A 26,014-nucleotide genomic window follows, 5' to 3' on the forward strand; every position below is an offset into this window, starting at 1 on the left:
GTAATTGATTTCAGTGAATGACTATGTATGTCCAATGTATCCAAATAAAATACTTACTACTTTACGGTATCTTTTTGCTTCTGGTGTTGCCGTATACTGAGGTATTCTTTCCACTCAGAAAACACAAGATACGGTGAAATGAAATATATCCAGCGTCATTCAAAAGCGATCGAACTCATTGTCGAGGTTGTTTTTTTAGTAGCCTTATTTTTGTTGGGACTATTCCTGGACTATAAATTTGCTACTTCCTTGTTCTGGAAATTTTACTTATTTATGGCTGTTTTAGCCCTAATCTTACTCTTGCCAGTATACGTACAATATCGGCGTAAACAAGAATTGTGGCTTTTCTTCGGTTTCAATATCAGTCTATTAGCTCTGCACTTTTTAGCTCTCACTCCTGTAAAACCTTTCACCAAGTTTTATCTCGATATTAAAAATGGTATGACAATTCAGGAGGTTCAAGGCTTATTTAACCAGCGTTTTCCAAAAGGGGGAAGGTTCCGTCAACCGGAATGGACACTAAGAAATGAGGACGCTAATGATGCAGAAAATCATAGACTTAACAGGAGGCAGTTTTTAGCCACACCTGACCAGAATCTACATTATATTCTTGATCTAACTGATGGTCGTTACAATGCGGAAATGGTGACTGTTTATTTCAAGGATGGCAAAGTGGTGGGAACTAACTATTCACCCGATTGATTCCGATTCTGGAACTCACGTTATTTATTCCAGAAAATGGTTTATGAGACTACCAAAAGTTAAATATCCCCGACTGATTCAACAAATCGGGGATATTCAGGTAGATTGTTTTTATGACCGCAACGCCGTTTTACCTAAGTTTTTGACCTGGATAAACCAGGGTGGGAATCTTTCGCTTCGTTTAAAGTTTCCGAGAACTAAGCCCGGTATACTGCCACAAAGTACAATTAACTCCCATTTTCTTAAAGACATAGATCAAAAAACTTGATGGCAGTCACCAACGTTGCAGCGCAATAAACACATTATAACCTTCAAAAATTATGTTGGCAGTCCCAAATAGAATTTTTTTCAGGTTTGATTTGGATACCAGATTGATTCTACTTGTTGTGCGACTTCGATCGCATGATTACGATTGGAGTTATCTAATAGTATCGTGACATGTCCCAATTTGCGACCGGGACGTGATTCGGATTTACCGTACCAGTGGAGACGGGCATTTTTGAGGGCTGCGATACGCTGGCGTTTTTCTTGGTAGTCACTGGTTCCTTGTTCGTATCCTAAAAGATTTACCATTACCGCACCCGGACAAATCAAGGCGGGGTTTCCCAAGGGTAGCCCACAGACTGCCCGTAACTGCTGTTCAAATTGCGAAGTTTGACAAGCATCAAGGGAAAAATGCCCGGAATTATGGGTACGGGGAGCAATTTCATTTACGAGAACCTTGTCATCTGCCGTTAGGAAGAGTTCTATCCCAAATACACCCACAACATCGAGACTGTTGAGTAAAGTTCGAGAAATATTTTCGATGCTGGCTGTGACTTGGGGGGAAATATCCGCAGGTGCGATCGCTCGACGACAAACTTGTTCTTTTTGTTGAGTTTCTACCACTGGATAGTTGACAACTTCACCGTTTACCGAACGTGCAGCAATAACTGCGAGTTCACGGGTAAATGGGATAAATTCTTCGAGCAAAAATTCAGCGTGGCTAGTTTTGAAGCGTCCATTGTCGATTTGTTTGAGAGTTGCTTGCAGGTGTTGAATATCTTTAATTATGTAAGTCCCTTGCCCATCGTAAGCGTGGCGACGGGCTTTGAGGACAACAGGAAAACCAAATTTGCCGAACTTATATTCGTCACTAACATCTTGTGGTAAATCTAAAGCCACAAATTTGGGAACTGGGATACCAATATCCCGCAGATAGCAACGTTGATGATACTTATCTAATAGTGGCGCAAGGGCTTCCAAACGAGGACGAAAACACACCCCCCGTTCTGCTAAACCGGATAATGCTTCTAAATCAACAAATTCATTTTCAAACGTAATCACATCACTCTTTTTCGCCAGTTCTCCAGTGGCGATCGCATCATCTACACGCGCTTGCACAAAGAAACTGGACATGCTACTCAATATTGTGGAATCGAGAGGATGTTGTTGTTTTGCTAAAATCACTGCGGGATCGTCTGCACTTGGAGTTTGTACAACTAGTTCGATACCTAGCTTTTTCGCTGCACTTCCCATCATCCAAGCTAATTGTCCACCACCAATTACACCAACACGTTTCATCTGCACCCTAGTGAATCACGAGTTTGAACACCTGTTTGCGAATTCACACCACTTGCTTTGACGCATAATTCTTTTACCTGCAATCCATCCAATATTGCATCAGTAAAATCAGCACCTTCGATATTTACATCTGCGAGAGTCGCATACAGCAATAGCGTTTCTTGGAAAATTGCGTCACTTAAATCCGCCCCTGTTAAGTTTACCCGATCTACCATCGCATTCGATAGATTGGCTCCATGTAAGTTCGCTTTTGTCATTACCGAAGCGCTCATGACTGCACCCCGCAAGTCAGCATCTTGAAAGTTGGTAAACTCCATATTGGCATTGGAAAACTCAGATGCTTGTAATTCCTGCCCCGAAAAGTCTTTTCTTGTCAATTCTGCATTACTAAATGACAAAGGATGTGTCCAATCTGCATATGCGGCGACAGTTGGACAAATTAGAGAAACTATATTAACTAAAATTACCAAAATCAATGCTGCCAGTAGCCTCAAAAACATATCAAGTCGCCATGTGAGGGTTTGATGTTTCAATCTATTTTTTAAGCTTATCGCAAAGGAGTGATATTACTCACCATTGTGGGTGATGTCGCAATCTAGATGTGATTTCGGAAGTATGATGTCATATATTTTTGATTTCAGTCTCATTTTAGTCTCCGCAGAGATGGTGACTCAGGCGATGTCAAGTCATGGATTACAAAGATTGACGAGGATTTGCGATGCTGGCATTAGCCTGTATCAATATGAATTGTCTGCGTTTGTGGGCAGCTAGAAAAATCTTATTTCGATAAGTATTTTTAGTGTGATTGAAAACCTGCTTGATTTGAAGTTATTCCTTTTCATTCTCGCTGAAAAGGCTATTTCTCAACTAAACTGGAAGACTCAATCAACTTGGCTGCTGGGATTTAAGTATTTAGCAGCATCCTACTTAGTTGTTGAGAAACTAGTAGTTTCGCAAAGCTAATTTATAGGGATAAAATTCTCCGAATCACTCTCAAGTTCTTAATCTTATTTTCACAAATAGCTAGGCTTTTTCCCACAAAATTAAGCTTTATATTTACTTTAGAAAGTGTCTTTGAACAAATTGATTTATAAGTATTCTTTTAGGTATTATTTCTGATAATTATTTCCTTATTGATGAATTCTTGCTTTCCCTACTTATTCCTGTAGGGGGATTATTAATAAATCAAGTAAATGCATAATTAATTTACATTTTATTAGCGATTGCTGGAAAGAATGTTGCAAAATATTGAGTTGAAAATGCCAAGGTAAAGTTTATTTTCTTTTCAGATAAGCAAAGCTTATTTGCTGTTAGTCTGGTGATATTCAAGGATTGGTGAAAACCAGTCTTAAATGACTCTACAGGTTGGGACAGGATGCTTAATATAAGTTAACAATGGTTGCAAAATGCAATTCAAAATTATTGTTAACGAGCCTTCTTATTAACTTGTCAGAAAGCTATTGAAACATTTATATTCATTCATTAACAACTAATTATGCGAAGCCTAAAACCCCGCACAGCGATGAAGCATTATCACGAGCAATGGATTGAGGATTGGTGCCAAGAAAATGGCTGGACGGATTTGTATATTGAGCGGTGCAATAATTATTGGGCGTTCCCACCCGGTGCAGTCATGCCCGAACCGATTCCTCAACAAGTTTTAAGATTTATTAAAACCGAAAAAGGTATGACATTCGAGGAGAGATTCTGGTCAATTTCGGCGATAGTAGGTACGATCGCAGCAGTGATTTCCACTTATTTATTCAAATGTCCGATGCCGATGATTGTGGCGTTTGCCTTTGATGCCATCACCGCCGCCAGATTAGAAATAGAAGATATGTAATCAGGGGGTTTAGTTAAGGCATGAGTAAACTGCGAATTCCCCTTTTCCCCGACTCCCCATCCATCATTTTTTGCAACTCTTCTGCTGTTAATGACTTAACAAAGCTTAAATTGAGTGGTGCTTGGCTAATATATTGACTGTAAGCTGCGCTTAAGTATGGTTGATACTGTTGTTGGTTGAGTAAATGAGTTTGGAAAAAAGCGACGCTAAGTGATTTAACATAGGTTTGGGCGATCGCTGGGTCGGGACCAACCAACTGTTTAGGAACGGGTAAAACCCCTTGAGAATTGTCCAACTTTTCCGCAGTCGAAAAATGGGTTGCATTTTCAATAGTGGCTAAGTATTTATTCTTTGTTTGCAACCAAGTAAAGGGAATTACCTGTTCGGGAACTAAAGGTGTAATGATATCCTGGCTACCTCCCATCAACATCACCGGAACTTGAATTTTACTTAATCCTTGTTTTCCTAAAACAACGCTATTTAAAGGATTAATCGCCATTACTGCTTTAATTCGTGAGTCCTGTAAATTGGAGACAACAACTCGCTCTTGTAATAATTCATTGGCGCGACACTGTAAAAATACTGATAAATTTAATGATTTGTTAGGGTTACAATTCTTGCGAATACCTGCTTCATCTAAGTTTGCGCCAGCTAAAGTCAAGCCAGTATAGCCCCCATAGGAATGTCCAATTATACCGACTTCACTGAGATTAAATAATCCTTTCCAATTAGCGTAAGACTTCTTATTGCTTTGTAACTCATCCAGTAAGAACTTAATATCCAGAGGACGATTAATCAACTCCCGCGCTTCTGGAGGACTCGACAAACCGGAAAAATATTGCTGAATCTTAGTGGCATCACTACCAGGATGTTCGAGAACTGCAACAGCAAAACCGTAACTAGCAAGATGTTGGGCAGTATAAGCAAAAGTTTCGCGGTCTTCGGCAACGCCATGAGAAATTACAATTAATGGGAGTGGTGGTTTAATTTTTTGCCCAGTTTCGCCTCTTTGTATCTGTGTTTGCGGTAGGTACATATCAACTGCAAACACACGTTTACGGAACAAGTCATTCATTACCACTGGCTGTTTTCGCCAGGTGAAACCCCCAGCAATCCGCAAATCTCGCTGTTGAGCAAAATCTATGTTTGCCTTTGTATTTAGCTGATTTTTGGCTTCAATAGCTGTTAATTCTTTGAGTTGAGCAACGACAGCATCACGCTTATTCAGTAAACTGTTTAATTCATTAGTAATTCCCTGAATTTCGCTAAAATTCAAGCGAATAGTATGAGAAGGATAACGACGAATGATATTGACAATATTTAAACCTTGTGGTTCATTTGCCGATAAAATTAGAGCAGAACGCAAGGCAAAAAAATTACCTGCTCGCGATTCTGTTTGTAACAGCGTCCCTAACCTTTCAACTACCTTTTCACCTAATTGAGAATATGTGAACTGGGAAACTAAAGTCGCATTAACTTGAAAGCGGGTATTTAGTAGCTCGCGAAATTGGCTTCTTTGAGCTTTGGGAATACGGTTAATGTAAAATGCCAAGTCTTCGGTTATCTTCCCTTCCTTGGCAAAGAGTTCAATATCATCTGCGGAAATTGTAAATTCTCCTAGAGGAGGATAATAAAAAGCAATACGGCTTGCACTTAATCCGGGAGTCGCGCTAGCTAGTATGGAAAAAATGCTACTACTGACAGCACTGAGTATAGTTTTGAGGTAGTGCTGCTGTTTGGTGTTTTTCGGTGTCATATGCAAAATACCCTGAATTCGATTCATTCTACGTATTTGTCAGTATCCTCTACCTGTCTCAACCGCAATTTTTCGGATCAGGTAATCATCAAATGGGATTATTTAGTATTTACACTGAAGCTTTTTCAAGGATTTATATTTTATAAAGTAAATATATTTGCAACCTGATAAACCGAAACTATATACCGAAACCCATTTGAGCAATCTTTCCCAAAGTTAGGTTGCTCAAATTATTATTAGCTTAATTATTTACTATCTCCGTAGATTTATTGATAAGTACCAATTTGTGACAATGGGAATTATACATTATATTAGGTTCGTCTAGATACCTGCTATAAACTCTACACGGAGAATTTTGAATCGGAGTGCTGGTTTCGGATATGTTTAGCAGGTGGGTTGAATTCAAGATAAAACCCGCAGTAACTGTAGTACCTTCTCTTGATTGCTTTTGATTGTCACCAAGTGCTTGTAAAACTTGATCTATGTTATGTAGCGAGACGTAATACAAGCTATTAGATTAGACTATCAGACTACGCCAATTAGAAACAGGCGATCGCATCCTCTCTTCATTGCCATAACTCCAGTACATGCGATCGCGCCACTCAACCTCAGAAAATGTTAAAAATCAAAACCTAATTGCACCGCCAAATTCTTCTAACATTTCTTCCAATAGTTCTTCCATCATGTCCCGTTGCAGGGAGCGCAAAACTTCTGGTCCTTCCAGGAATTCCTTGATTGTCAATTTTTTTTCTCGAAAATCTTTGACATAGTCGCGTATTTCTGAGACAACTTCAATTTGCGATTCTAATTGACCTAAGATTTCATCAACGGGATCAACTCCATGTTTCTTGGCTTTCTTACAATCGGCAAGCATCTCACCTTCGGGAGTCTTTTTCACCTCTCGTAGTTCTTTTTTGAGACTTTCATATTGATTTTTCAAAATTTTATTGTTCTGCTCTAAACGAGAACATTTTCGACTCAAATCATCTTGGCTATTACTATCAATTTCTTCTCCGACTTCATATTGTTGTTCAATTTCCAAAAGTCTGGCTAAATCACCTTCTTGATAAGCCTTATTAATTTCTTGCATTATCTCGGTGTGGCGCTTCTGGGTGTCATTATCTTTAGCTCGGTCTGGGTGAAATATTTCTGCTAATCTTAAAAATATATGGCGTATCTTTTTAGAAGATTCACTTCTGATTGCTGAGGGTGACTCTACTTCCGAATCGGGTCGATGATAGTAATAATGATGCTGCGATCGCTGTGACTTAAATTCTTCAGAATCGACTCCAAATTCCTCTTCTAAATTTTCTAACTCTTCTTCTAAATCTTGATCGTCGAATATTTGGAAGGCTTTATGACTAATAATTCCCGCATGTTGCAAACTACGGTAAATTTCTTCTATTTTCCTTTTACTTTGCTTGCCGAGTTTCTTCTTTTCTAAAATTTCTCGAAACAAACTATGAATTTCTTGATCAATTTGCGCCATCTTTTGATAATTTGGCGTGGCTCGACCAAATATTTCTGTAGCAATAGAACGCATTTGCTCGATAAAATTATCAAGTTCCTTACGTTTTTTCTTAATTTGTTTGAGTAGTTTTTGGTGTTCTACTTCTAACCCTTCCATCCGTAGATGCAGTTCGGAAGGTGCAAGAGTTGTCGCGGTAGCGCGTTTATTGGGGGCTGTTTTTGTACGAGGCATGATTTAATTAGTTTTTGAATACTTATCGTGCTTGGTGAGAAATTCGAGAACTGGAGATGCGGCAGGAATTTATTGATAAGTAATCATTTGGGTTTCATAGGATACCTAAAAGTTAGGTTAATTTGTAAAACCAATGAGTAGAACTAGGATGACAGAAAAATTAACAAAAATAACAATTGCAAATAAAAACTTAATAAAAAGGATTAATTGCAACTTTAATCACTTTCCGCTCTCGCATATCCACGAATACTTGTTCCAAATCTGTCAATGGACGCTGTTCGCTAATTAATAATTCAAAGGGGATTTTGCGGCTGGTGATGAGTTCTAGCGCTTGACGAACAAAATATGGAGTGTTATGAAATACACCTTTAACTGTCAGTTCGCTGTAATGTAATTGCTCAGTATTGAGATTAATTGATGTATTTTTGGGGCAGCCACCGAATAAATTGACGGTAGCACCAGGACGAACACAATTAATTGCTGTTTCCCAAACACTAGGTACACCAGTTGCTTCGATCGCAATATCTGCACCCAATCCATCGGTTAATTCTTTGACAACACTAGGGATATCGGGAATTTGATGATAGTTGAAAGTCTGACTAGCACCGAGTTTCCTGGCAATTTCTAATCTGCGATCGCTACCTCCAAAAACAAATACTTCTACATGACAATCAATTGCTAATTTCGCCACAAACATTAACCCAATGGCACCATCACCTAATAAAACTACCCGATCCCCAGGTTTCACATCCGAACGCGCTACCCCGTGTAATACACAAGCCAAGGGTTCAGTCATGGCTGCTAATTCGTCAGGCAAATCATCGGGAAGTGGCAATAAATTATGTTCGACAATTGGTGCAGGAATTTTGAGATATTGGGCAAAAGTACCATTATTCCAAGTTAAATGCGGACAAAGCGAATATTGTTGGCGTTGACAAAAAAAACAATTCATGCATGGTGCAGAATTGTTGGCAACAACGCGATCGCCTATTTTCCAATTAGTTACACCTGTCCCCAGCGCCACTATTTCCCCAGCAGACTCATGTCCAAACAAAGTAGGTGGCTTCAGCATTTTCGCATGTCCACCACGTCGCCATACTTTCAAATCGGTTCCGCAAGTTGTAGCTGCTCCAACTCGAATCACCACCTCACCCATTGCGGGAGTTGGCTCTGGGACTTGTTCGAGACGTAAATCTTCGCGATCGTAAAGTACAGCAGCGAGCAATTTTTAATCTCCTATTTATTAATAGTTAATGGGAATTGGGTAAGAAAGACGCGGAGAGTGGGAGAGTGGGAGAGTGGGAGAGGGGGAGACGCGGTGACAATTTTCTACATCTTTATGATTTCTGAATTTCTGGATTTCTGAATTTGTTATTTCTTGTTATTTCTTTATCTATATGAACACTGCATCCCCGCGTCACCGCATCCCCCTATCCCCGCGTCCCACATTCGGAACTTTCTGACTTCAAAGATAAATTAGCTCCACCTGATTTTATCAGGCAGAGCAGGGGAAATTGTTAACAGACCAGTTGGTCTTATGATTAATTGTTGATGTGAAATTTTAAGAATGTAATATCAAGTCCGGCTAATCAGTTATGATTCCTTTTTCTCCGCGTCGGTTTTATCGTCATTATTCAGGGGAACCTGATATAACAGCTGGTTGAGCAGACACTCCTATATTCATAGAGCCAGTTCCAGCAACCCGATTGACAATCAATAAAGACACCTCTTGGCGGCAAGATTGGCAGAACCAATAAATTTGACCGTGACGGACATGACGCAACAGCATGGAACTACCGCAACAGGGGCAACTGCTGGCTCTCATACTCATACCACTGTTCTCCTTGTGTGTGTTTCTTTGCAGACAATTAATTTCCCCAGTCAGAGGAAATTACAAATTTCTTAAATTCAATTAAAGTCTGTTGAAAAAAGTTAGTTAAAAGTGGATTTTTGCGGCATGAAGATGTCCATTTTGACTAATTCGTTGTTGAATTATCTGCTGGTAAACTTGCTCGTACCCATTAACCATTTGGGCAACGCTAAAGTTATCTTCTACATGCTGCCGACATTGGTGACGGTTAAGTTCCAATGCTTGAGGAATCATTGCAGCCATTTCCTCATAGTTCTGACAGACAAAACCTGTTTCACCGTGGGCAATAACCTCTGGTACGGAACCCATACCGATTGCAATCACTGGCGTACCAGCTGCCATTGCTTCAATCATTACCAAGCCAAAGGGTTCGTGCCAGGTAATGGGGAAGAGTGCCACGGATGCCTTACCGAGAAGTTCTGATTTCTCTGCGTTCTTAATTTCGCCCAGATATTCGATTTGCTTACCGTCTATTTGGGGTGCTATTTCACGTTCAAAGAACTCTGCATCAACTAGATCAATTTTTCCTGCCATTTTTAACCGCCAACCCGTTTTTTTGGCGATCGCGATCGCATGGTGCGGTCCTTTTTCTGGGGAAAATCTACCTAAAAATGCCAAATAAGGCGGGTCTTGAGGTTGAGCAAAAAATTGGTAACTATCAGGGTTAATACCGTTGTAGACTGTACCAATGTAATTTAAATCTACTTGGCGTTGGGCGTTACTAATACTAATAAATGGCTGCTGGCGATGGTGGCTGTATACGTTTTTGTTTTCACTGTTGAAGCTACCGTGCAATGTATGCACCGTTGGAGTTGGTACAAAATTTGCTAAAGCTAATGCCGTAACCCCTACATGGGAGTGAATAATATCGAATTCCGCAGCACGTTGGTACACTTGGCTGAGTTCGAGCGTTTCATACACTGAGTATTCCCGAAATTCCGGGTCTAAACGCAATGCACGGGGACATATAGCTTCCAACTTCGCTAATGTTTGCGAGTCTCCAGACGCGAACAATGTTACATCATGACCTCGACGTACCAGTTCATCGGCAAGGTGACTCACCACCAGTTCGATTCCTCCATAAGTTGGGGGTGGAACTCGTTCCCATAAGGGGGCGACTTGAGCGATTTTCATAACTTGTTTTGGTTCAGCAGGTGAAAAGCCCTGTACATCTTGACTTAAGTTCAGAATTTAAGTTCAGAATTTGAGTTCAGATTTAAACAGATTTGAATTGGTTGAGCAAATATACTCATCCATGTCAAGTTTACATTAACCGAGTCGGTGATCAAAATAGCAATCTTCCATTTGACCTTACTTGACAAATTAACAGCGACTAAGTGCAGCTAGCCAATTTTTGTGATTAAGCAACAACATACGTAACATTACAATCAATAATGATTTCACTTCATCTATCCAGGGGATCATAGTAAAACCAGAAGCTTTGGTCATTGAAGCACTAAATTTAGATGCGGGAGTAATTATTTTGTATGTTTACTAGTAGCCTCAAATAAGATGAAAATCTGCAAATAAACAAAAAATTGTCCAAAAAAGCGCTTTTTTCACGCAAAATTATTTCCTGTAATCATCTCAAATTCTTGGCAATTCTAGCTTTGGCAAGCTTCCCATAAACTTGGGAAAATTACAGAAAAAATTTATAATTAGGCTTTTAAAAATAGGTAAATTGTAGTTTATGTGACAATCTGGAGATTTAAGATTTTTAATATTTATTTAAGATTTTCAGTTAGAGAAATTAGAAAATAGCAATTAATTAACGTGAATTCTGATTGCGATCGCACTACCAATTCTACGAATCCAAGAAAGCGAATTTCTCCCCCGCGAAAAATCTCAATTCAGCATTAACTCAAATCACTGGTGGTAAAATTTCCCTAACTTGTACGTGTAAATCGGGAAATTGTAATGGGCAAATAATCGCATTTTCGTCTAAAACCACTTCGTTACCATAACCTTCTTGAAGGAGTTCTCGTAAGACATATAACTGACGATTTATGACATCTAAAACCCAATAATCCTTAATTCCGGCTTTTGCGTAACTCTTAATTTCTATTTCAAGTTTCAGATCAGCTCAAAATGTAAGAACCAGAAATCGGGGGATATTGGGGTTAATTGGTTGGTTCCAATTTCTGTAACTGTTCCTTCGCCAATTCCCGCAATTTTTCATCGGTGTCATTGATAGAGCGATCGCGTAACAGTGCTAAGGTGTCGGAATGCTTGGGATAATACTTGAGAATTATCTCCAGTGCAGCTTGACGAGGATTAGTTTCAAACTGACCAAATATACCCTCACTATGTTGAAATGGGTCATTAACTGCAACATCGCCAAACAATTCAAAAATTCCTGTTTCATCTTTGAAATTGCGGGCTAACTCCTCTAACGCAGCACCTCGTACAAACGAATTATCATCAGTTTGAGCTAGTTGTTTCAAGATGGGTAAGGTATCGGGGTCATCTTTGAAATTGTGGGCTAATTCCTCTAACACAGTACGTCGCACAGACCAATCATCATCAGTTTGAGCTAGTCGTTTCAATATGGTTAAGGTATCGGGGTCATCTTTGAAATTGCGGGCTAATTCCTGTACCGCAGCACGTCGCACATCCCAATTATCATCAGTGAGAGCGCGTTGTTTCAACCAGAGTAGGGTATCGGGGTCATTTTTGTAATTATGGGCTACTTCCTGTACCGCAGTAACTCGTAAACGTTTTATATTTGAATTGTATGTATATATTATATCTTTAGTATTAGTTAAAGCTAAAGCCTGTTTTTTTAACCAAGGTAGGGTATCTGGATCATCTTTGAAATTGCGGGCTAATTCCTGTACCGCAGCAATCACTACATACGTATCATTATTAGTTAGAGCCTGTTGCTTCAACAAAAGTAAAGTATCTGGATTCTCATTCCATACGAACGCAATTGTTTTTAATGCTAAAACCCGCACTTTTCTAACATTTTCATTTGAGTCAATATAGTCCTCATCATCTAGTTCGTCCTCATAATAAAACCCATAACTAATTAAGTTTTTAATAAGTTCAAACAACTTCCTATCTTGAGCATAAATATCCTGACTTCTCCTTTCCCTGACTTCAGGCAAACATCCCGCAGCTAGAAACAAATTGCTAAACTTATTTGCTTCCCCATCAATTCCCATCAAATGTTCAATAATCTTCGCGACATGGCTAACGTTAATTACCCCAGCAATTAATCTTAAAACCTCATGCCAACTTTCATCATGCCAATGCTTACCAAAAACATCAGTTTTAAGTTCCTCTAAAGTCAAATTTTTTTCTTTTTCAAATTGCCAGCGAAAAGCTTCTGCACAAAAATACTCTAAAAATGTCCGATGCACAAAGGCATAATAATTATCCCCAACATGACACAAAATAAAATTACGCTGACGCAATTGTTCAATCAAAATATTCGCAGTTTCCCTCGCCTCAATCTTTTGTGTTATGAGTGTTTCTAAATATCCTTGAAAAATCTGCTTTAAATCGTTGCCATTAATTAAATTTCCTGTCAAACCTTTTTCATTTGCCTGCATCTGGTAAGCAACTTGTCGCAACATTGTCTGTTTGTCACTTAAATCAATTGCAAATTTAATTCTCGCATCCTTTAAATGTCTTTCCGCATCCCATTGTCCTAACAATACCTCTGATGCTTTTTCATATAATTCACTTCTCTTTTGTGGTAATTCCCGATTCCGGCTGAGTATTGCGATTATTGTTAATAATAAAGGGTTCACAGCTAATTCTTTAATCGTTTTACTGCGTTCTATTCCCCTTTCTAACCGTGCTTTTTTATCTTCTGCATCGGCTTTATCATTAAAAGTTAATTGATGCCATCTTTTGATAAAGTCCTGGATTTGTCCATCATCAAAATCCTGTAACATCAAGTGGCGAAATTCGCTATCCCGAAAGCGTGCATCTTTATAACCAATCACGCGAGAAGTGACAATTACTTGCACGTCGGGATATTCACCAGTAAAGCGAATAATATCGTTAATAATATCTTCCCTTTGGGCTGGCTCAAATACTTCATCCAACCCATCAAACATTACCAAAGCATTACCTTTTTGTAATTCTTCACGTAATCTCAATTGATTTAGACGGCAAATTGTTCCTGATGCATCATGTAAATATTCAAGAAAGTTTTGACAATGCTTCTCATTTAATCGCCGTGCATAGGTTCGCAACTCAATCAAGATTGGAATTGGCTGATTAAAGTAATTAGTTAATGTCGATTCTGCCCAATTTAAAGCTAAAAATTGTAATAAAGTTGATTTTCCCGCACCTGGGTCACCTAATATAACTAAATAGTTGCGATTTTTCTTCTCGTTAATAATATCGATGACAGAACGAATTGGCGCTTCAATGTAACTTTTATAATATCTTTTCAACTCATGTTTATCCGTAATTTTTAATTCTTTACCCGTTTCGTTGCGACATTTTTGATCTTCCTTACTGCGTTCAAACACATGAGGTAAAATCTTCACACATTCACGCACATTCTGAGCAATAAAAACCTGTTGTAATCTCAAAGAATTATATTCATAAGCACTATTATCGAGAGAATCTGAATTAAGATAGCCATACTTTTTACGAATACCTTCTTGATAGCGTCGTAAATCGAAATCAGGAGAGACTCCAACTAGCTCTTGAGTATTATTAGCTGTTTTTTCTAACTGATAAGAATCAAATGCATTTCTTAGTTTATCCGACTCGCGAATAATAGCTTTAACTTTGTTGAGATAAGGTTTATTTAAGCGTTTCCAATCAAAATCTTCTGGTAATGCCAATAAATTTTGGTCATACCAAGTTTTTTCTAAACTTTGAGTATCAATACTTCTACATTCAGGATGGAAAGCACTACCTAATATCTCTTGTACTTGCTCAATACGGAGAAATTCAGTTAAAGACGAATTATATTTTTTAACTTCATCTTCACTACAATCACTATTAATTAATTCCTGCTGAAGAATTTCTAAAAACTCTTTTATTGCTTTCCCAACCGCAATATCAATTTCCTCTTTTTTTAAAGATTGCAGAATATTCCCCGGTAAACCCTTGAGTACATCCTTAAGCACATCTTTGAGTAAATCTTTACCCAAATCCTCTGCAAACTTCTGCATCACAGGAGTAAATAGAAACCCCACCGCAGTTTGAATACCCCACAAAGCTAACCATTCCATAGACAAAATTGATACTGGAGTTTATGTTTAGCGCTTAATATCAAGTTCGGCTAATCACTTACAATTAAAGCTTCTCCGCGTCTCCAAATCCCCGTGTCAGGCTTAATAATAAATACTTAACCACACATGATTATGACTATGAGTATAACGGAATTTTCGATTTCACATGCGTAGAAATGTTACATGTAATCTTATGACTTACTTAATAAATTAATAACTATATAACTATTATCCTTGCAATACCATAACCAAAGCTTAATGCCTCTGGCATATCGCAAACCTTTCAATCCCAGCTAAATCAGCATGAATTTCAATGTTGCAATAATTACCATTATTTTCCAACATCTCGCGGACTATCTCAGTTTGTCCAGCCATCATTTCAATTAACCACACACCACCAAATTGCAAATATTCTGGAGAAACCTGGATCAAATGACGAATGTAATCTAAGCCATCAGCTCCACCATCCAGAGCTAAATGTGGCTCATGATTAGCAACTTCTGGGTCTAAAGTTAACACTGTCTCTCTGGGTATATACGGTGGATTAGATACCATGCCGCTAAATTTGCCTTGGAGATGTGCAAGCGGTTCCCACCAAGTACCTTGATAAAATTTGATTCTTTCTAGAAAACTTAAATTCTCTGCATTCCTCTGCGCTATCTCCAGCGCTGCCATACTAAGATCAACTGCATGAATTACAGCATTGGGAAAAATATCAGCCAATCCAATCGCAATCGCTCCACTACCAGTTCCTAAATCTGCCCAATTACCATTTCGTAAGCTTTGATTATTCTCAGTCGCCGCCAAAGCCAAATCAATTAACAGCTCAGTTTCTTGTCTGGGAATTAAAACTGCTGGTGTGACTTGGAGTTGAAACTGTCGCCAATTAGTAACTCCAGCAATGTATTGTACTGGCAAACGTTCATGCAATCTTCTTTGCCACAGCACATCTAAATCTGCCAGAGGTAGAGACATCTTGATTTCCGGTTGCTCTCTATACAACTCCAAGCGCAAATTTAAACTATCCAAACCAGCTATTTCTCGCAATAGCCAATCGACTTCCCTTGTTTGAATATTATGAGCGATCGCACTTGATATTGCTGCATTTCGCCACAGCCAAAGTTCTTCACCGGATACTAAATTGGGGAATTGGGCATTGGGCAGTGAAGGAGACGGGAAAATAGGAGAATCAGAAGATGGGGAGGGAGATGATTCTTCCTGTTTCTTCTTACCCTCGTCGCCGCATCCCTGTGTTCCTAAATCTTCCTTGTCTTCCTTGTCTGCCATTAACTTATGCCCATATGCCAATATTTATCTTACTTTTTGGGAGCAGCAGGTTGAGTGGCTGGTTTTGCCCCAGGTTGTTGTGGTTTATTGTTTGCCAAGGTACGAATGTATTCTCGTGCTTCTGGTGATGGGAAAAATACCACCTGTTTGAGCCATTCGTCGTTTTTATCTTGTAGGGTTTTAATCACACCATCGACATCAACAACTTGAATGTCAGCTTTGGCAAATTTTGGTTTAACCTGACCAAGTAAGGCGACTGCATCCTGTTTGCTGGTAAACATGGGGATATACTCTTTCTTGTCTGTACCAAGTTGAATGGGTACATATCCCTTATCAGGAGCAAATCGTACCATAAATACAGGTACACTTCTAAATTGTTCAACCTTCTGACCACTAGCTTTGAGTAATTCAACAGCTCCTTTCACATCTTGATCATTTGGTTTAAAGGCGAATTTCAAGCTGTCAGGTTTGTTTTTGCTTTCCTGTAGCTGTTGGTAAATACTTCCTAAAGGTACGGCAGTTGCTTGCAAGCTTTTCAACATTTCTGCCATTTTCGGATCGGGATTTTTGACTGCTTGCAGTTCTTTAATAAAAGCTTGTGCGTCTTGGCGGCTCATGTAAACCCCAGTAACCGAACCTTTCGATTTTTGAGCGTTTTGAGGATCGGGTAATTGCCGACTAAGTGGTAAACCTTGGGGGTTAGTGATTAACCAAACAGGAACAGAATCTAACTTTTCTTTAATTTGCTGTTCTGGTAACGCAAACACTGGGGCAATTCCGCTAACAACTGTTGCCAACAGAGTACTCCCCACCAAACCGAATGTTGTGCCCCAGCGAACCAATGATTTCATGACTTCTCCTAACATTAAAACTTTAAATCAAATCAGACAGATGTTTGACTTAGCTTGGCAATAAATAGTTGTAGCTGTCGAAACTATCCGTAACTAATTGCCTATGCGGTTGTTTGTCAATTTCGTGTTTGCTTTTTGGTTAGTTATTGCGAAATTGTTTACATGTATGACTGTCTGTCGTCTGCTGATGGCGAAAGTTCCTTGTTTACGCATAGTGACAAATGCTATTTTATTGCCTTTGTCAGTTATAATCGACGCTCTCCGATTGCGATCGTTCCACCCCAATTTGGACAAAGTGTGATTAAATCTACAGCTTTTTACGGTACTGAGGATTTGTTGCTCGCAGTTTAAATTCACTCACAGCATACCGAAAAGGTATATTGCTTGTATTTACAAACAATTGCGTAATATTATAAATTTGTGACTTAAAAACATGTGGCATTACCCGGAAAACCCGTAGTTTTGATTAGATAAAAATAAATAAAAATTTTGTTAAGTTTTGTATTGACGTTTCCGAAGGAATAATAAAAAAACCCAAGTAGGTGACTACATTTTGGGTCTGAAAAGGTATTTTTGACATTTAGTCAAACATCGGGATGACAGGATTCGAACCTGCGGCATCCTGCTCCCAAAGCAGGCGCGCTACCAAGCTGCGCTACATCCCGGAATATGATTTAGTCCCATATCATTAAGAATTAATACTTTAGGACACGGAATTTCAATTATAACTAACAATAGCATATCCAGTTGCAATTGTACAGAAGAAAAGACAATGTTTATTCATCCTGACCCTTGACCAATTATTCCTTGATGGTATAAGCCCCTAAATTCATTGATGGATAGATAAATTTTAAACTTTGTTTGGTAATCGCTTTCGCGAAAGCGAGTATTGCCAATTGTGTTGACTCTCACATTCTTCTCATCCCCTCATTGCGGATACCAAAACATACCCTTAATGCCTTCAGGGTCGCACATAAAGCCCAAGCCACGATAAAAATCGACTACATGAGGATCGGCAAAGAGGGTGACATTGCTAATTTCCTCGCTTCTGAGCTTTTTGAGTACGTATTTCATTAAGGCTTTACCTAGACCTTTGCCTTGAAAATCTGGATGAACAACCACATCCCAGATTGTGGCATTGAATGCATGATCTGAAGTCGCACGGGCAAAACCGATTAACCGACGTTGATTTCCTCGTACTTGCCACATCGACGCAACGAGAAAACTATGTTCGATCGCTTTTTTGACTTTTCGTAAGGGACGACGGGACCAACCCACAGCATCGCAAAGTTCTTCGAGTTCGTACAAATCAATGTCGCGCTCGGTACTAAAAACAATACGAACTTCTTTAAGGGAGGATTCGCGATCGCTACCAGTGGTGGAATTACCAGAGGTGTCCACATACTCTTCAAATGGAGTTGTGCGGGTTGTCGCAGTATCGGAGGTACTAAACCAAGTTTTCCAAAAACCCATGCCAGGTGGTTCGGGAGTATAACAGAATTGGCTTCGATTGAAATAGTGTGAATACACAATCGACTTTCTAACACATCTATGACATCTCGCACTTAAACTTATGTAAGCATTAGTCGATTTTGCAGTTGACGTTAGTCAGTAATGAGCGTGTTTTACACCAATCAATCTCAACTTTAGCACTTTGTTGCAAAGGCTAGGAGAATATTTCACCTAACCCAGAGGATTTGTCTTGAATTTAGAAACAATTATCATTTTTTTTGATATTTTCAGCTACTTGTCCTGTATCACTTAATTTCCTAAACCCTAAGTAGTTTTATACTCAAGTAATTTATCCTGGTTAATTTAACAACCACAACTCAATTCCCAATTCCTAATTCCTAATTAACTAACCAATAACCAAGAATACAAAGCATGATGGCTTCTGGTTTAAAAACTTCTACCCTCGAACTTCTCAAACGCTTTAATAGAGCTTTTCCCCAGTTTTATGAGCAATTTGTGAGTAGCGAAATTCAACTGCAAAATTTACGTCTTGCCTACCGTCTATACAAAACTAGACGCGCAGTCATCGAACTCAAACCCGAAGGTAGTAAAAGTGCCCTGCATTTTGCCTACCGAAACCAATCTTTCTTACTCAGCGATATCTTCGGCGTTTTAGCAGCTTATGGACTCACAATCCATTCACTAAGTCTTTACGGGCAAATAAAACCGCCGATGCTGGTATTTATCAAGCTCATCATATCCCGTGGCAGTAAATCCCTGACTGACAAAACCGCCGAAAACGTCTGTCGTGCAATCCGCGAAGCCCTTGGTGGCAGATTTGAAGTTGAAGAAATGCTAGCTGTGGAATTTAATTTAGATGCTGGCTTAGAACAGGTTCAAACCGAATTTTACGTCGATCCGGTTTTCCACTTACCAGCATTGGTAATTGAAGCCGACAACCAACCCGGCTTATTTTACAAAGTTATGTACGCAATCTGGCAAGAAGACCTTTTGGTTGTCAATGCCAATTTATTAGTTTGGCGTGGACGTACCCGACTCATACTTTACCTCCTGGGACCGAACGAAAGTTTAATACCAGAATATCTGGGGCATAAAATTGCCGAAGGTGTACGACAGAGGTTACTAGGCAGGTAATAAGCAGATAGCAGCATCAACAGGCAGAATAATAGTTTTATTTTTGCAAATAAAAATAGCAAAAGGACAATAAAGATCAGCAAAAAATCTGTTATTTTTACTTTTAACTTCCACTTTCTCTGGTTCTCTTTTGCAAATGAATTCAGCCGCAGCCATCCTTAAGGGTACGATAGAAATATGGCAACTATCGAAATCTTGGGCGTTCCACACGCGTACGAACTCACAAACCCGACATCAAACCCAGATACTTTAGTTTTTGTCCACGGTTGGCTAAATAGTCGTGGATACTGGCAACCTGTGATTTCTCTTCTCAAAGACGATTTCCAGTGCTTATCTTACGATCTTAGAGGTTTTGGCGAATCACAAACCAAAGTAGATAATAATCGCGACACCACAGATTTGACTTTTTCCCCAGATTACAGGGCTGATACTAATCCCTTTGATTCTCTTTATGCGCCAACAACCTATGCTCAGGATTTAGCAATTCTGTTACAAAAACTCAATATTCAGAGTGCTTGGTTAGTTGGTCACTCATTGGGAGGTACGATCGCACTTTGGGCTGCTGTACAATTATCTCATGTAGTTAAAGGTGTTATTTGTGTCAACGCTGGTGGTGGTATTTACTTAAAAGAAGCATTCGAGCAATTTCGGACAGCAGGACAAAAGTTTTTACAAGTACGTCCGCGATGGCTGACTCAAGTACCACTAATTGATTTATTATTTACGCGAGCCAGTGTTGTGCGTCCTTTGGAACGACAATGGGCAAGGCAAAGAGTTATAGATTTTATTGTCGCTGATCCTGAAGCTGCGCTAGGATCACTACTTGACTCGACAACTGAAGAAGAAGTTAATCGCCTACCCCAGTTAGTCGCCCAAATCAAACAGCCAGTTTACTTCCTAGCTGGTGCCGAAGATAAAGTTATGGAACCAAAATACGTCCGTCATTTAGCCAGTTTCCACCCTTCGTTTCAATATAGCGGTGAAAATGTGACCGAAATACCTAATTGCGGACACTTAGCAATGTTAGAACAACCTCATGCCGTTGCCGATGAAATCCGTAGACTTGTGGCGCAGCATTCTTAGGGCTGGTTGATGTTGGTGCTTTGCCTTTTCTTGACAATCATGTATAGCGAGCGGTTAGCGGTTAGCTATTAGCTGTACTCTACGAGAAGGCTACGCCTATAGCGATTAACTACAAGACCTATAAATAAACGCTAATAGCATTGAGAAGTTCATTTTCTAACCGTTATTAGTATATGTAAACTATGTATATAAACTCATAATTTGAGTCAGCGCTAGCCGGGAATGAACACCCAATGTCAACGGCGAAGTATGACCAAGGGCAAGGTGTTCACAGGCTGCACAGCCAATCATGGCAGCATTATCAGTACAGTATTTTAAGGGCGGAAACAAGACCCGCAAGTTATTTTCAGCACAAGCGGTACTTAAATGCGATCGCAAAGCACTATTGGCAGCAACACCACCGCCAACAGCGATGGTACTCAGTCCATAATCCAGGGCACAGGTAATAGTTCGTTTAGTTAAAGCACGGGCTACAGTGTACTGGAAACTGGCAGCAACGTCCCTAACTGGCACTTCATGACCTTCAGCTTCAATATTTTGTACGAGACGCGATACAGCCGTTTTTAAGCCGCTAAAACTGGCATCGTAACGGTGAAATCCGGCGTTATTTGGTAATGAAATTCTGCCTTCAGGTAAAGAAAAGGCGAGGGGATTGCCTTCTTTAGCAATTTTGTCAATGATTGGTCCGCCAGGATAACCAAGTTTTAACAGTCGGGCAACTTTATCGAATGCCTCACCTGCTGCATCATCGCGAGTTCCCCCTAATGTGTTGTAGATACCACATTCTTGAACATGAATTAAGCTCGTGTGTCCACCGGAAACCAATAAACTTAGGAAAGGGGGCTTTAATGACGGCTCACTCAGGTAAGTGGCGTAAATGTGCCCTTCCAGGTGATGAACCCCCAAAAAAGGTTTTTCATGCAGTATTGCCAAGGTTTTGGCTGCCGTTAACCCCACTAGTAGCGCCCCCACCAGTCCCGGTGCTGTGGTGGCTGCAACCCCATCGATTTGTTCCCAGGATAGTCCTGACTCATCAAAGGCTTGGGAAATTGTATAATTAATCGTTTCTAGGTGCGATCGCGAAGCAACCTCCGGCACAACTCCCCCATATTGGCGATGCACAGGAATTTGTGAAGAAATAATACTACTCTTCACTTCACGATTATTAACAATTGCAACGGCAGTTTCATCACAGCTAGTTTCGATGGCTAATACAGTTGGCATGGTGGTAAACAGGAATGGGGACGAAGGGACGTGAGGAGGCAAGAAAGCCAGAATTGGATGGAATCAAGAGATGGAGAAAATTTTTTCCCTTTTTTCCCACTCTCCCTCACTCCCATAATTTTCTTTGAGAAGCTTTAACTTTTATTTACTTCAACTTTACTCGGTTCACGAGCAAGGATTATGATGACATGCTAGTTATGCAAATAAAGATTGTACAAGCCGCCTCGTTTTGTACAAGAAATTTTTTGTTTCGTAATAAAAGGAAACAATTCCATGCGACGTTTGTTTGCTCTGATATTAGCCTTCTGTCTTTGGTTTAGCTTCACCCCGCCTTCGATGGCACTAGGAGCTAACTTAGTACCCTGCAAAGACTCTCCAGCGTTCCAGCAACGTGCTGAAAGCGCTCGCAACACCACTTCTGACCCCAGTTCTGGTGCAAAGCGTTTTGAACGTTATTCCCAAGCGCTCTGTGGTCCTGAGGGTTTACCTCACCTAATCGTTGACGGTCGCCTCGACCGTGCGGGAGATTTCCTCATTCCTAGCTTGCTGTTCCTTTATATTGCTGGCTGGATTGGTTGGGTTGGTCGTGCTTACCTCATTGCTATCCGTAAGGGCGATAACCCAGAAATTAAGGAAATCGTGATTGATGTACCTTTGGCATTTCAAATCATGCTCACTGGTTTTGCTTGGCCCGCAGCAGCTCTCAAAGAGTTGACCACAGGTGAGTTAACAGCAAAAGATACAGAAATCACCATCTCCCCACGTTAGGTGTTTATCCTCCAATTTCATGAGTTTGAGATTAGTGGGGTAAATCTCGATCGCAAGATTGTAAATCCGTTTTGGAAAATTGAGATCGGCTAACACAAATTTTATTTGGTAAGCTGTGCGGGAATACCTTGTTCCTGAAAATATGGAAGAACCTGAATTTTTCCAAACTTGAATTTTCCGCAAAACCATTTTTTGGGAGTTATAAACAGTGTCACAAAATCATTTCGTTAGATACTTATCAACTGCACCAGTATTGCTATTTGCTTTACTGATTTTCACAGCTGGACTTTTGATTGAATTTAACCGCTTTTTCCCTGACCTACTTTTCCACCCCCTGCCGTAATCCTGGCATGTGAAAATTAGTCATAACTTTTGATTGAAAAGCTTTGGTACTTGGGAGTTGAAACTTTATTTTTTAACTCCTGAGTGCCATCTTGTTTGTTTAATTAATATTCGATTAATGTTTAATTAATAAAAATAATTTTCTGCTGATTTTCTGTAAATCCTAAGTTGTGGAAATTAGCTGATTTGAGCAAGTTTTTATTTACCACTAATTTTCACGCTAGCAAGCCTGGATATCAGAAAATACGTAATTGTGATGGTTTTAATTAACAAATTGACTATTAAATTAAGTTTTTTAAACAGAACAGACAGAAGCGTAGTCAGCTTCAATTATCATGAAGATAAAATCTTGCCAAATTTATCGATTATTTAGAGGCAAACATAAAATATGGCGCAAGCAGTTGACGCATCAAAAAATCTTGCCGGCGACCCCAGAAACCGCGAAGTTGTTTTCCCCGCAGGTCGCGACCCACAGCAAGGCAACTTGGAAACCCCCATCAATTCTTCTCCATTAAGCAAATGGTTCATCAATAATTTACCAGCCTATCGTCCTGGTCTAACCCCTTTCCGTCGTGGGTTGGAAGTTGGCATGGCACATGGTTATTTTATCTTTGGACCCTTTGATAAATTGGGTCCATTGCGGAACGCCGCCAACGCTAACCTTGCAGGTTTGCTAGCAAGCATTGGTTTAATTGTCATCTTGACCGCTTGTCTATCGATGTACGCAAACAGCAACCCTGGGAAAGCACTTGCTAGCGTTACCGTGCCTAATCCACCTGATGCTTTTAGCTCAAAAGAGGGTTGGAATAACTTCGCTAGTGCCTTTTTGATTGGTGGTATTGGCGGTGCAATCACAGCTTACTTCCTAGCCAGTAATTTAGACCTATTCCAAGGTTTACTTGGTTAGTTTGAGTTTGATTGTGACATTGGGAACGTGGATTAAATAAAGGACACACCCTTGGGTCTGTTAGCAAAGTGTAACGTACTATTCCAAATGATTGGTGCGTGGTGCTGTCACTAACAGACCCTATAATTTTTACTTGACCTATCCCGTGGGACTATACCGTAAGAATTTATTCATTAACGGGGTGTTGTAGTCTGCTTCCGCCTCACTTCCTCAACTTGACTAACATCAAAGATTAATCGGAAGGGCTGCCCCATAGCTCTTTCTACAAATTCTTCCAGAAGTTCCACCTGTTTTGGGGTCACTTTTTCCTGACTCCGAATAGTCAATCGTACTTCTGGTGGATTCACCAACCAGTTTGTCTCTGTTTTGACCAAATCGACTCGTTGAAACGTAATTGTTCGTTTCAACAATGCCTGTTTGAGACTGGCTTCCAGACGGGTTTGCCTAACTAAATCAACAAAACTTAAACCCAAGGGAATCAGAAGTATACCTGTCAAAGCGATCGCCCATATCAATGCCTTACGTGCCTGGGATAATTTCACGTAGCCTGTGGCTAAGAAAGCCGCCATACAGGATAGTGTAATGCCCAGCAAGTTAGTTAGGTAAAGTAATGTGGCTCCCATACTGAGAGACCAATTCCCATTCGCTAATCCGATACCAATTACGCAAATTGGGGGCATGAGGGCGACGGCAATTGCAGTTCCGGCTAAACTACCAGAAATTTTCGGTTGTATTTTCGCATAACCACTAATACCACCAGCTGCGATCGCAATGCCCAGGTCAATTAAAGTTGGTTTTGTTCGAGCTAAAATTTCACTACCAAACAGGGAAATTGCTGCCAAGGAAGCTAATAACCAAGCGAGGATGACAGCTAATAGTGTACCGACTGCAACCGAAATTAACCCGCGTCGAAATAGTATGACATCTCCTTCGAGAGCGCCAAAAGCTAAAGCTCGGATTGGTAACATTAGAGGAGCAACAATCATCGCTCCAATGATGACAGCCGCACTGTTAGCAATTAAGCCCAGTGTCGCAATGATGCAGGAGCCAAGAATTAAAATTACATAGCTGCGGCTCAGGTGAGACTCTTCTAGCAACTCAAGTTGGAGTTTTTCGAGTTTGCTGGCATCAACATTTTTTGTGAACAAACGCTTGCAGTATATCTGTATCCTTTCCAGCAAAAGTGTGGTTTGGCTTCGGACTATTTCTCTGAACATACAAAACACCAGTTTAATAGTTCCTGGACATGTTTCTGGCGGCGATTATTGAAGTCGTAGACAGCACAACGCAGTTGAAGAATTCCTCAACTCAATTAATCACTACTTCTGATTCGTGGATATCGTTGCATCAATTTCCTTACCTCTTCAGCATGATATGAACTTCTTGTCAAGGGAGAAGACACAACTTGTAAAAAACCAATTTCCTCACCAAAGGTTTGCCAAGCGGAAAATTGTTCCGGAGTCACAAAATCATTAACTTGCAAATGCTTGGTGGAGGGTTGCAAATATTGTCCAATTGTCAAAATATCGCAATCAACAGCACGTAAATCCCCCATAACTTGGCGAATTTCCGCATCGGTTTCTCCCAAGCCCACCATAATGCCAGACTTTGTGTACACCCAAGGCGATATTTCCCGACAGCGTTTTAACAATTCCAGGGTGCGATCGTAATTACCTTGAGGACGGGTGCGACGATACAAGCGAGGAACAGTTTCGGTGTTGTGGTTGAGGACTTCGGGCTGTGCTTCTAAAATAATTTCCAAAGCTTCCCAGTTACCACACAAGTCAGGGATTAATACCTCAATAGTTGTCTGGGGAGAAACAGCACGGGTTGCTTCAATACAACGAACAAACTGCGAAGCGCCCCCATCAGCTAAATCATCCCGGTTCACCGAAGTAATAACTACATGATTGAGCCTCATTCGTCGCACGGCTTCCGCTAACCTAGTTGGTTCCGTCGGATCAAGTGCTTGGGGTTTCTTCTCAAAATCAATATCACAATAAGGACAGGCACGAGTACAAGCAGGACCCATAATTAGAAACGTTGCTGTCCCTGCATTAAAGCACTCACCAATATTCGGACAAGAAGCTTCCTCACAAACTGTATTCAGGGCTAAATCCCGTAAAATCTCCTTAACGCTACCAACACGCTCCCATTGAGGTGCTTTAACCCGCAGCCAGTCCGGTTTTACTACCACAGTTTTGATTTACCGTTGATCTAGATATACAGAGTTATAGTAGCAAGTTTGTGAGTGATTGGTTATTAATAACTGAGCATTTTGTGGCATTCCCCAGCAGAACAAAAAACC

Annotated in this window: 25 protein-coding genes, 1 tRNA gene and 1 other RNA gene; 9 read left to right on the plus strand and 18 right to left on the minus strand. The window is 40.1% G+C overall.

All coding sequences use genetic code 11. The features are described from left to right. Positions 1–138: 138 nt before the first annotated feature. Positions 139–702, plus strand: a complete 564-nt coding sequence (locus VB733_RS02655; RefSeq protein ID WP_323338562.1) for a hypothetical protein — start codon at positions 139–141, stop codon at positions 700–702. Positions 703–812: 110 nt separating this feature from the next. On the opposite strand, the gene ssrS is transcribed toward VB733_RS02655, so the two are convergent. From ssrS to VB733_RS02670, 3 genes are all read right to left on the minus strand, one after another. Continuing rightward, positions 813–997: non-coding RNA, 6S RNA (gene ssrS, locus VB733_RS02660), on the minus strand. A 53-nt stretch (positions 998–1,050) separates the two neighbouring features. Then, on the minus strand, positions 1,051–2,265 hold the full coding sequence (locus VB733_RS02665; protein ID WP_323338563.1) for a 5-(carboxyamino)imidazole ribonucleotide synthase: 1,215 nt from the start codon (positions 2,263–2,265) through the stop codon (positions 1,051–1,053). Further along, positions 2,262–2,765, minus strand: a complete 504-nt coding sequence (locus tag VB733_RS02670; protein WP_323338564.1) for a pentapeptide repeat-containing protein — start codon at positions 2,763–2,765, stop codon at positions 2,262–2,264. The genes VB733_RS02665 and VB733_RS02670 overlap by 4 nt, the downstream gene beginning before the upstream one ends. A 115-nt stretch (positions 2,766–2,880) precedes the next feature. Between VB733_RS02670 and VB733_RS02675 the strand changes: the two genes are divergently transcribed. Together VB733_RS02675 and VB733_RS02680 are read left to right on the plus strand one after the other, a co-directional pair. Beyond that, positions 2,881–3,036, plus strand: coding sequence for a hypothetical protein (locus tag VB733_RS02675; protein ID WP_323338565.1), 156 nt, complete (start codon positions 2,881–2,883; stop codon positions 3,034–3,036). A gap of 751 nt (positions 3,037–3,787) precedes the next feature. Then, entirely contained in the window at positions 3,788–4,108 is a 321-nt protein-coding gene (locus VB733_RS02680) for a hypothetical protein (RefSeq protein WP_323338720.1), read from the plus strand. Positions 4,109–4,121: 13 nt separating this feature from the next. Here VB733_RS02680 and VB733_RS02685 read toward each other — a convergent pair whose 3' ends face one another. The 9 genes from VB733_RS02685 to VB733_RS02725 form a co-directional block, all read right to left on the minus strand. Further along, positions 4,122–5,864 carry an alpha/beta hydrolase gene (locus VB733_RS02685; protein ID WP_323338566.1) on the minus strand — a complete coding sequence of 581 codons (1,743 nt, stop codon included), beginning with the start codon at positions 5,862–5,864 and terminating at the stop codon, positions 4,122–4,124. Positions 5,865–6,489: 625 nt separating this feature from the next. Next, positions 6,490–7,566, minus strand: a complete 1,077-nt coding sequence (locus VB733_RS02690) for a J domain-containing protein (RefSeq protein WP_323338567.1) — start codon at positions 7,564–7,566, stop codon at positions 6,490–6,492. Between the two features lie 190 nt (positions 7,567–7,756). Continuing rightward, positions 7,757–8,791: a zinc-dependent alcohol dehydrogenase gene (locus tag VB733_RS02695; protein WP_323338568.1), complete on the minus strand. Its 1,035-nt coding sequence runs from the start codon at positions 8,789–8,791 to the stop codon at positions 7,757–7,759. Between the two features lie 405 nt (positions 8,792–9,196). Further along, a complete protein-coding gene (locus VB733_RS02700) occupies positions 9,197–9,397 on the minus strand; it encodes a zinc ribbon domain-containing protein (protein ID WP_323338569.1) in 201 nt (66 codons plus the stop codon). 105 nt (positions 9,398–9,502) lie between these two features. Beyond that, complete coding sequence (locus tag VB733_RS02705) at positions 9,503–10,570, minus strand: glycosyltransferase family 4 protein (RefSeq protein ID WP_323338570.1); 1,068 nt, start codon at positions 10,568–10,570, stop codon at positions 9,503–9,505. Between the two features lie 727 nt (positions 10,571–11,297). Continuing rightward, on the minus strand, positions 11,298–11,513 hold the full coding sequence (locus VB733_RS02710; RefSeq protein ID WP_323338721.1) for a Uma2 family endonuclease: 216 nt from the start codon (positions 11,511–11,513) through the stop codon (positions 11,298–11,300). Positions 11,514–11,556: 43 nt separating this feature from the next. Continuing rightward, positions 11,557–14,637, minus strand: coding sequence for an NACHT domain-containing protein (locus VB733_RS02715; protein ID WP_323338571.1), 3,081 nt, complete (start codon positions 14,635–14,637; stop codon positions 11,557–11,559). A 255-nt stretch (positions 14,638–14,892) separates the two neighbouring features. Beyond that, a complete protein-coding gene (gene prmC, locus VB733_RS02720) occupies positions 14,893–15,924 on the minus strand; it encodes a peptide chain release factor N(5)-glutamine methyltransferase (protein ID WP_323338572.1) in 1,032 nt (343 codons plus the stop codon). A gap of 29 nt (positions 15,925–15,953) precedes the next feature. Further along, a complete protein-coding gene (locus VB733_RS02725; RefSeq protein ID WP_323338573.1) occupies positions 15,954–16,775 on the minus strand; it encodes a Tic22 family protein in 822 nt (273 codons plus the stop codon). A 162-nt stretch (positions 16,776–16,937) separates the two neighbouring features. On the opposite strand from VB733_RS02725, the gene VB733_RS02730 reads away from it, so the two are divergent. Beyond that, complete coding sequence (locus VB733_RS02730) at positions 16,938–17,126, plus strand: hypothetical protein (protein ID WP_323338574.1); 189 nt, start codon at positions 16,938–16,940, stop codon at positions 17,124–17,126. Between the two features lie 240 nt (positions 17,127–17,366). Here VB733_RS02730 and VB733_RS02735 read toward each other — a convergent pair. Then, positions 17,367–17,440, minus strand: a tRNA-Pro gene (locus VB733_RS02735). A gap of 262 nt (positions 17,441–17,702) precedes the next feature. Next, positions 17,703–18,248: a GNAT family N-acetyltransferase gene (locus tag VB733_RS02740; protein WP_323338575.1), complete on the minus strand. Its 546-nt coding sequence runs from the start codon at positions 18,246–18,248 to the stop codon at positions 17,703–17,705. A gap of 414 nt (positions 18,249–18,662) precedes the next feature. Here VB733_RS02740 and VB733_RS02745 point away from each other — a divergent pair, with 414 nt between their 5' ends. Continuing rightward, positions 18,663–19,382 carry a hypothetical protein gene (locus VB733_RS02745; protein ID WP_096613467.1) on the plus strand — a complete coding sequence of 240 codons (720 nt, stop codon included), beginning with the start codon at positions 18,663–18,665 and terminating at the stop codon, positions 19,380–19,382. Here VB733_RS02745 and VB733_RS02750 read toward each other — a convergent pair. Further along, positions 19,371–19,538: a hypothetical protein gene (locus VB733_RS02750; protein WP_323338576.1), complete on the minus strand. Its 168-nt coding sequence runs from the start codon at positions 19,536–19,538 to the stop codon at positions 19,371–19,373. The genes VB733_RS02745 and VB733_RS02750 overlap by 12 nt on opposite strands. A gap of 21 nt (positions 19,539–19,559) precedes the next feature. Between VB733_RS02750 and VB733_RS02755 the strand changes: the two genes are divergently transcribed. After that, entirely contained in the window at positions 19,560–20,465 is a 906-nt protein-coding gene (locus VB733_RS02755; RefSeq protein ID WP_323338577.1) for an alpha/beta hydrolase, read from the plus strand. A gap of 180 nt (positions 20,466–20,645) precedes the next feature. Here VB733_RS02755 and tsaD read toward each other — a convergent pair whose 3' ends face one another. Further along, positions 20,646–21,689: a tRNA (adenosine(37)-N6)-threonylcarbamoyltransferase complex transferase subunit TsaD gene (gene tsaD, locus VB733_RS02760; RefSeq protein ID WP_323338578.1), complete on the minus strand. Its 1,044-nt coding sequence runs from the start codon at positions 21,687–21,689 to the stop codon at positions 20,646–20,648. A gap of 273 nt (positions 21,690–21,962) precedes the next feature. On the opposite strand from tsaD, the gene VB733_RS02765 reads away from it, so the two are divergent. The 3 genes from VB733_RS02765 to VB733_RS02775 all read left to right on the plus strand — a co-directional run bounded on the left by VB733_RS02765 (position 21,963) and on the right by VB733_RS02775 (position 23,706). Then, a complete protein-coding gene (locus VB733_RS02765) occupies positions 21,963–22,457 on the plus strand; it encodes a Photosystem I reaction center subunit III (RefSeq protein WP_323338579.1) in 495 nt (164 codons plus the stop codon). A 208-nt stretch (positions 22,458–22,665) separates the two neighbouring features. Next, positions 22,666–22,800 (plus strand): photosystem I reaction center subunit IX, encoded by a 135-nt coding sequence (gene psaJ, locus VB733_RS02770; protein WP_323338580.1) that lies wholly within the window; start codon positions 22,666–22,668, stop codon positions 22,798–22,800. Positions 22,801–23,187: 387 nt separating this feature from the next. Continuing rightward, positions 23,188–23,706 (plus strand): photosystem I reaction center protein subunit XI, encoded by a 519-nt coding sequence (locus VB733_RS02775; RefSeq protein ID WP_323338581.1) that lies wholly within the window; start codon positions 23,188–23,190, stop codon positions 23,704–23,706. Positions 23,707–23,879: 173 nt separating this feature from the next. Here VB733_RS02775 and VB733_RS02780 read toward each other — a convergent pair whose 3' ends face one another. Next, positions 23,880–24,923, minus strand: a complete 1,044-nt coding sequence (locus VB733_RS02780) for a DUF389 domain-containing protein (protein WP_323338582.1) — start codon at positions 24,921–24,923, stop codon at positions 23,880–23,882. Positions 24,924–25,018: 95 nt separating this feature from the next. Next, the gene (lipA, locus tag VB733_RS02785) at positions 25,019–25,903 is read right to left on the minus strand and encodes a lipoyl synthase (RefSeq protein ID WP_323338583.1); all 885 of its coding nucleotides are present in this window, start codon (positions 25,901–25,903) and stop codon (positions 25,019–25,021) included. Positions 25,904–26,014: the final 111 nt, after the last annotated feature.

The organism is Calothrix sp. UHCC 0171 (genome assembly GCF_034931845.1).
Taxonomy (GTDB): domain Bacteria; phylum Cyanobacteriota; class Cyanobacteriia; order Cyanobacteriales; family Nostocaceae; genus Brunnivagina.

Bases quoted from the DNA above. Each gene is read 5' to 3' on its own strand.
- VB733_RS02655 (WP_323338562.1), top strand. From the start codon at position 139: ATGAAATATATCCAGCGTCATTCAAAAGCGATCGAACTCATTGTCGAG.
- VB733_RS02665 (WP_323338563.1), bottom strand. From the start codon at position 2,265: ATGAAACGTGTTGGTGTAATTGGTGGTGGACAATTAGCTTGGATGATG.
- VB733_RS02670 (WP_323338564.1), bottom strand. From the start codon at position 2,765: ATGTTTTTGAGGCTACTGGCAGCATTGATTTTGGTAATTTTAGTTAAT.
- VB733_RS02675 (WP_323338565.1), top strand. From the start codon at position 2,881: ATGATGTCATATATTTTTGATTTCAGTCTCATTTTAGTCTCCGCAGAG.
- VB733_RS02680 (WP_323338720.1), top strand. From the start codon at position 3,788: ATGAAGCATTATCACGAGCAATGGATTGAGGATTGGTGCCAAGAAAAT.
- VB733_RS02685 (WP_323338566.1), bottom strand. From the start codon at position 5,864: ATGACACCGAAAAACACCAAACAGCAGCACTACCTCAAAACTATACTC.
- VB733_RS02690 (WP_323338567.1), bottom strand. From the start codon at position 7,566: ATGCCTCGTACAAAAACAGCCCCCAATAAACGCGCTACCGCGACAACT.
- VB733_RS02700 (WP_323338569.1), bottom strand. From the start codon at position 9,397: ATGAGTATGAGAGCCAGCAGTTGCCCCTGTTGCGGTAGTTCCATGCTG.
- VB733_RS02705 (WP_323338570.1), bottom strand. From the start codon at position 10,570: ATGAAAATCGCTCAAGTCGCCCCCTTATGGGAACGAGTTCCACCCCCA.
- VB733_RS02715 (WP_323338571.1), bottom strand. From the start codon at position 14,637: ATGGAATGGTTAGCTTTGTGGGGTATTCAAACTGCGGTGGGGTTTCTA.
- prmC (WP_323338572.1), bottom strand. From the start codon at position 15,924: ATGGCAGACAAGGAAGACAAGGAAGATTTAGGAACACAGGGATGCGGC.
- VB733_RS02725 (WP_323338573.1), bottom strand. From the start codon at position 16,775: ATGAAATCATTGGTTCGCTGGGGCACAACATTCGGTTTGGTGGGGAGT.
- VB733_RS02730 (WP_323338574.1), top strand. From the start codon at position 16,938: ATGTATGACTGTCTGTCGTCTGCTGATGGCGAAAGTTCCTTGTTTACG.
- VB733_RS02740 (WP_323338575.1), bottom strand. From the start codon at position 18,248: ATGGGTTTTTGGAAAACTTGGTTTAGTACCTCCGATACTGCGACAACC.
- VB733_RS02745 (WP_096613467.1), top strand. From the start codon at position 18,663: ATGGCTTCTGGTTTAAAAACTTCTACCCTCGAACTTCTCAAACGCTTT.
- VB733_RS02750 (WP_323338576.1), bottom strand. From the start codon at position 19,538: ATGGCTGCGGCTGAATTCATTTGCAAAAGAGAACCAGAGAAAGTGGAA.
- VB733_RS02755 (WP_323338577.1), top strand. From the start codon at position 19,560: ATGGCAACTATCGAAATCTTGGGCGTTCCACACGCGTACGAACTCACA.
- tsaD (WP_323338578.1), bottom strand. From the start codon at position 21,689: ATGCCAACTGTATTAGCCATCGAAACTAGCTGTGATGAAACTGCCGTT.
- VB733_RS02765 (WP_323338579.1), top strand. From the start codon at position 21,963: ATGCGACGTTTGTTTGCTCTGATATTAGCCTTCTGTCTTTGGTTTAGC.
- VB733_RS02775 (WP_323338581.1), top strand. From the start codon at position 23,188: ATGGCGCAAGCAGTTGACGCATCAAAAAATCTTGCCGGCGACCCCAGA.
- VB733_RS02780 (WP_323338582.1), bottom strand. From the start codon at position 24,923: ATGTTCAGAGAAATAGTCCGAAGCCAAACCACACTTTTGCTGGAAAGG.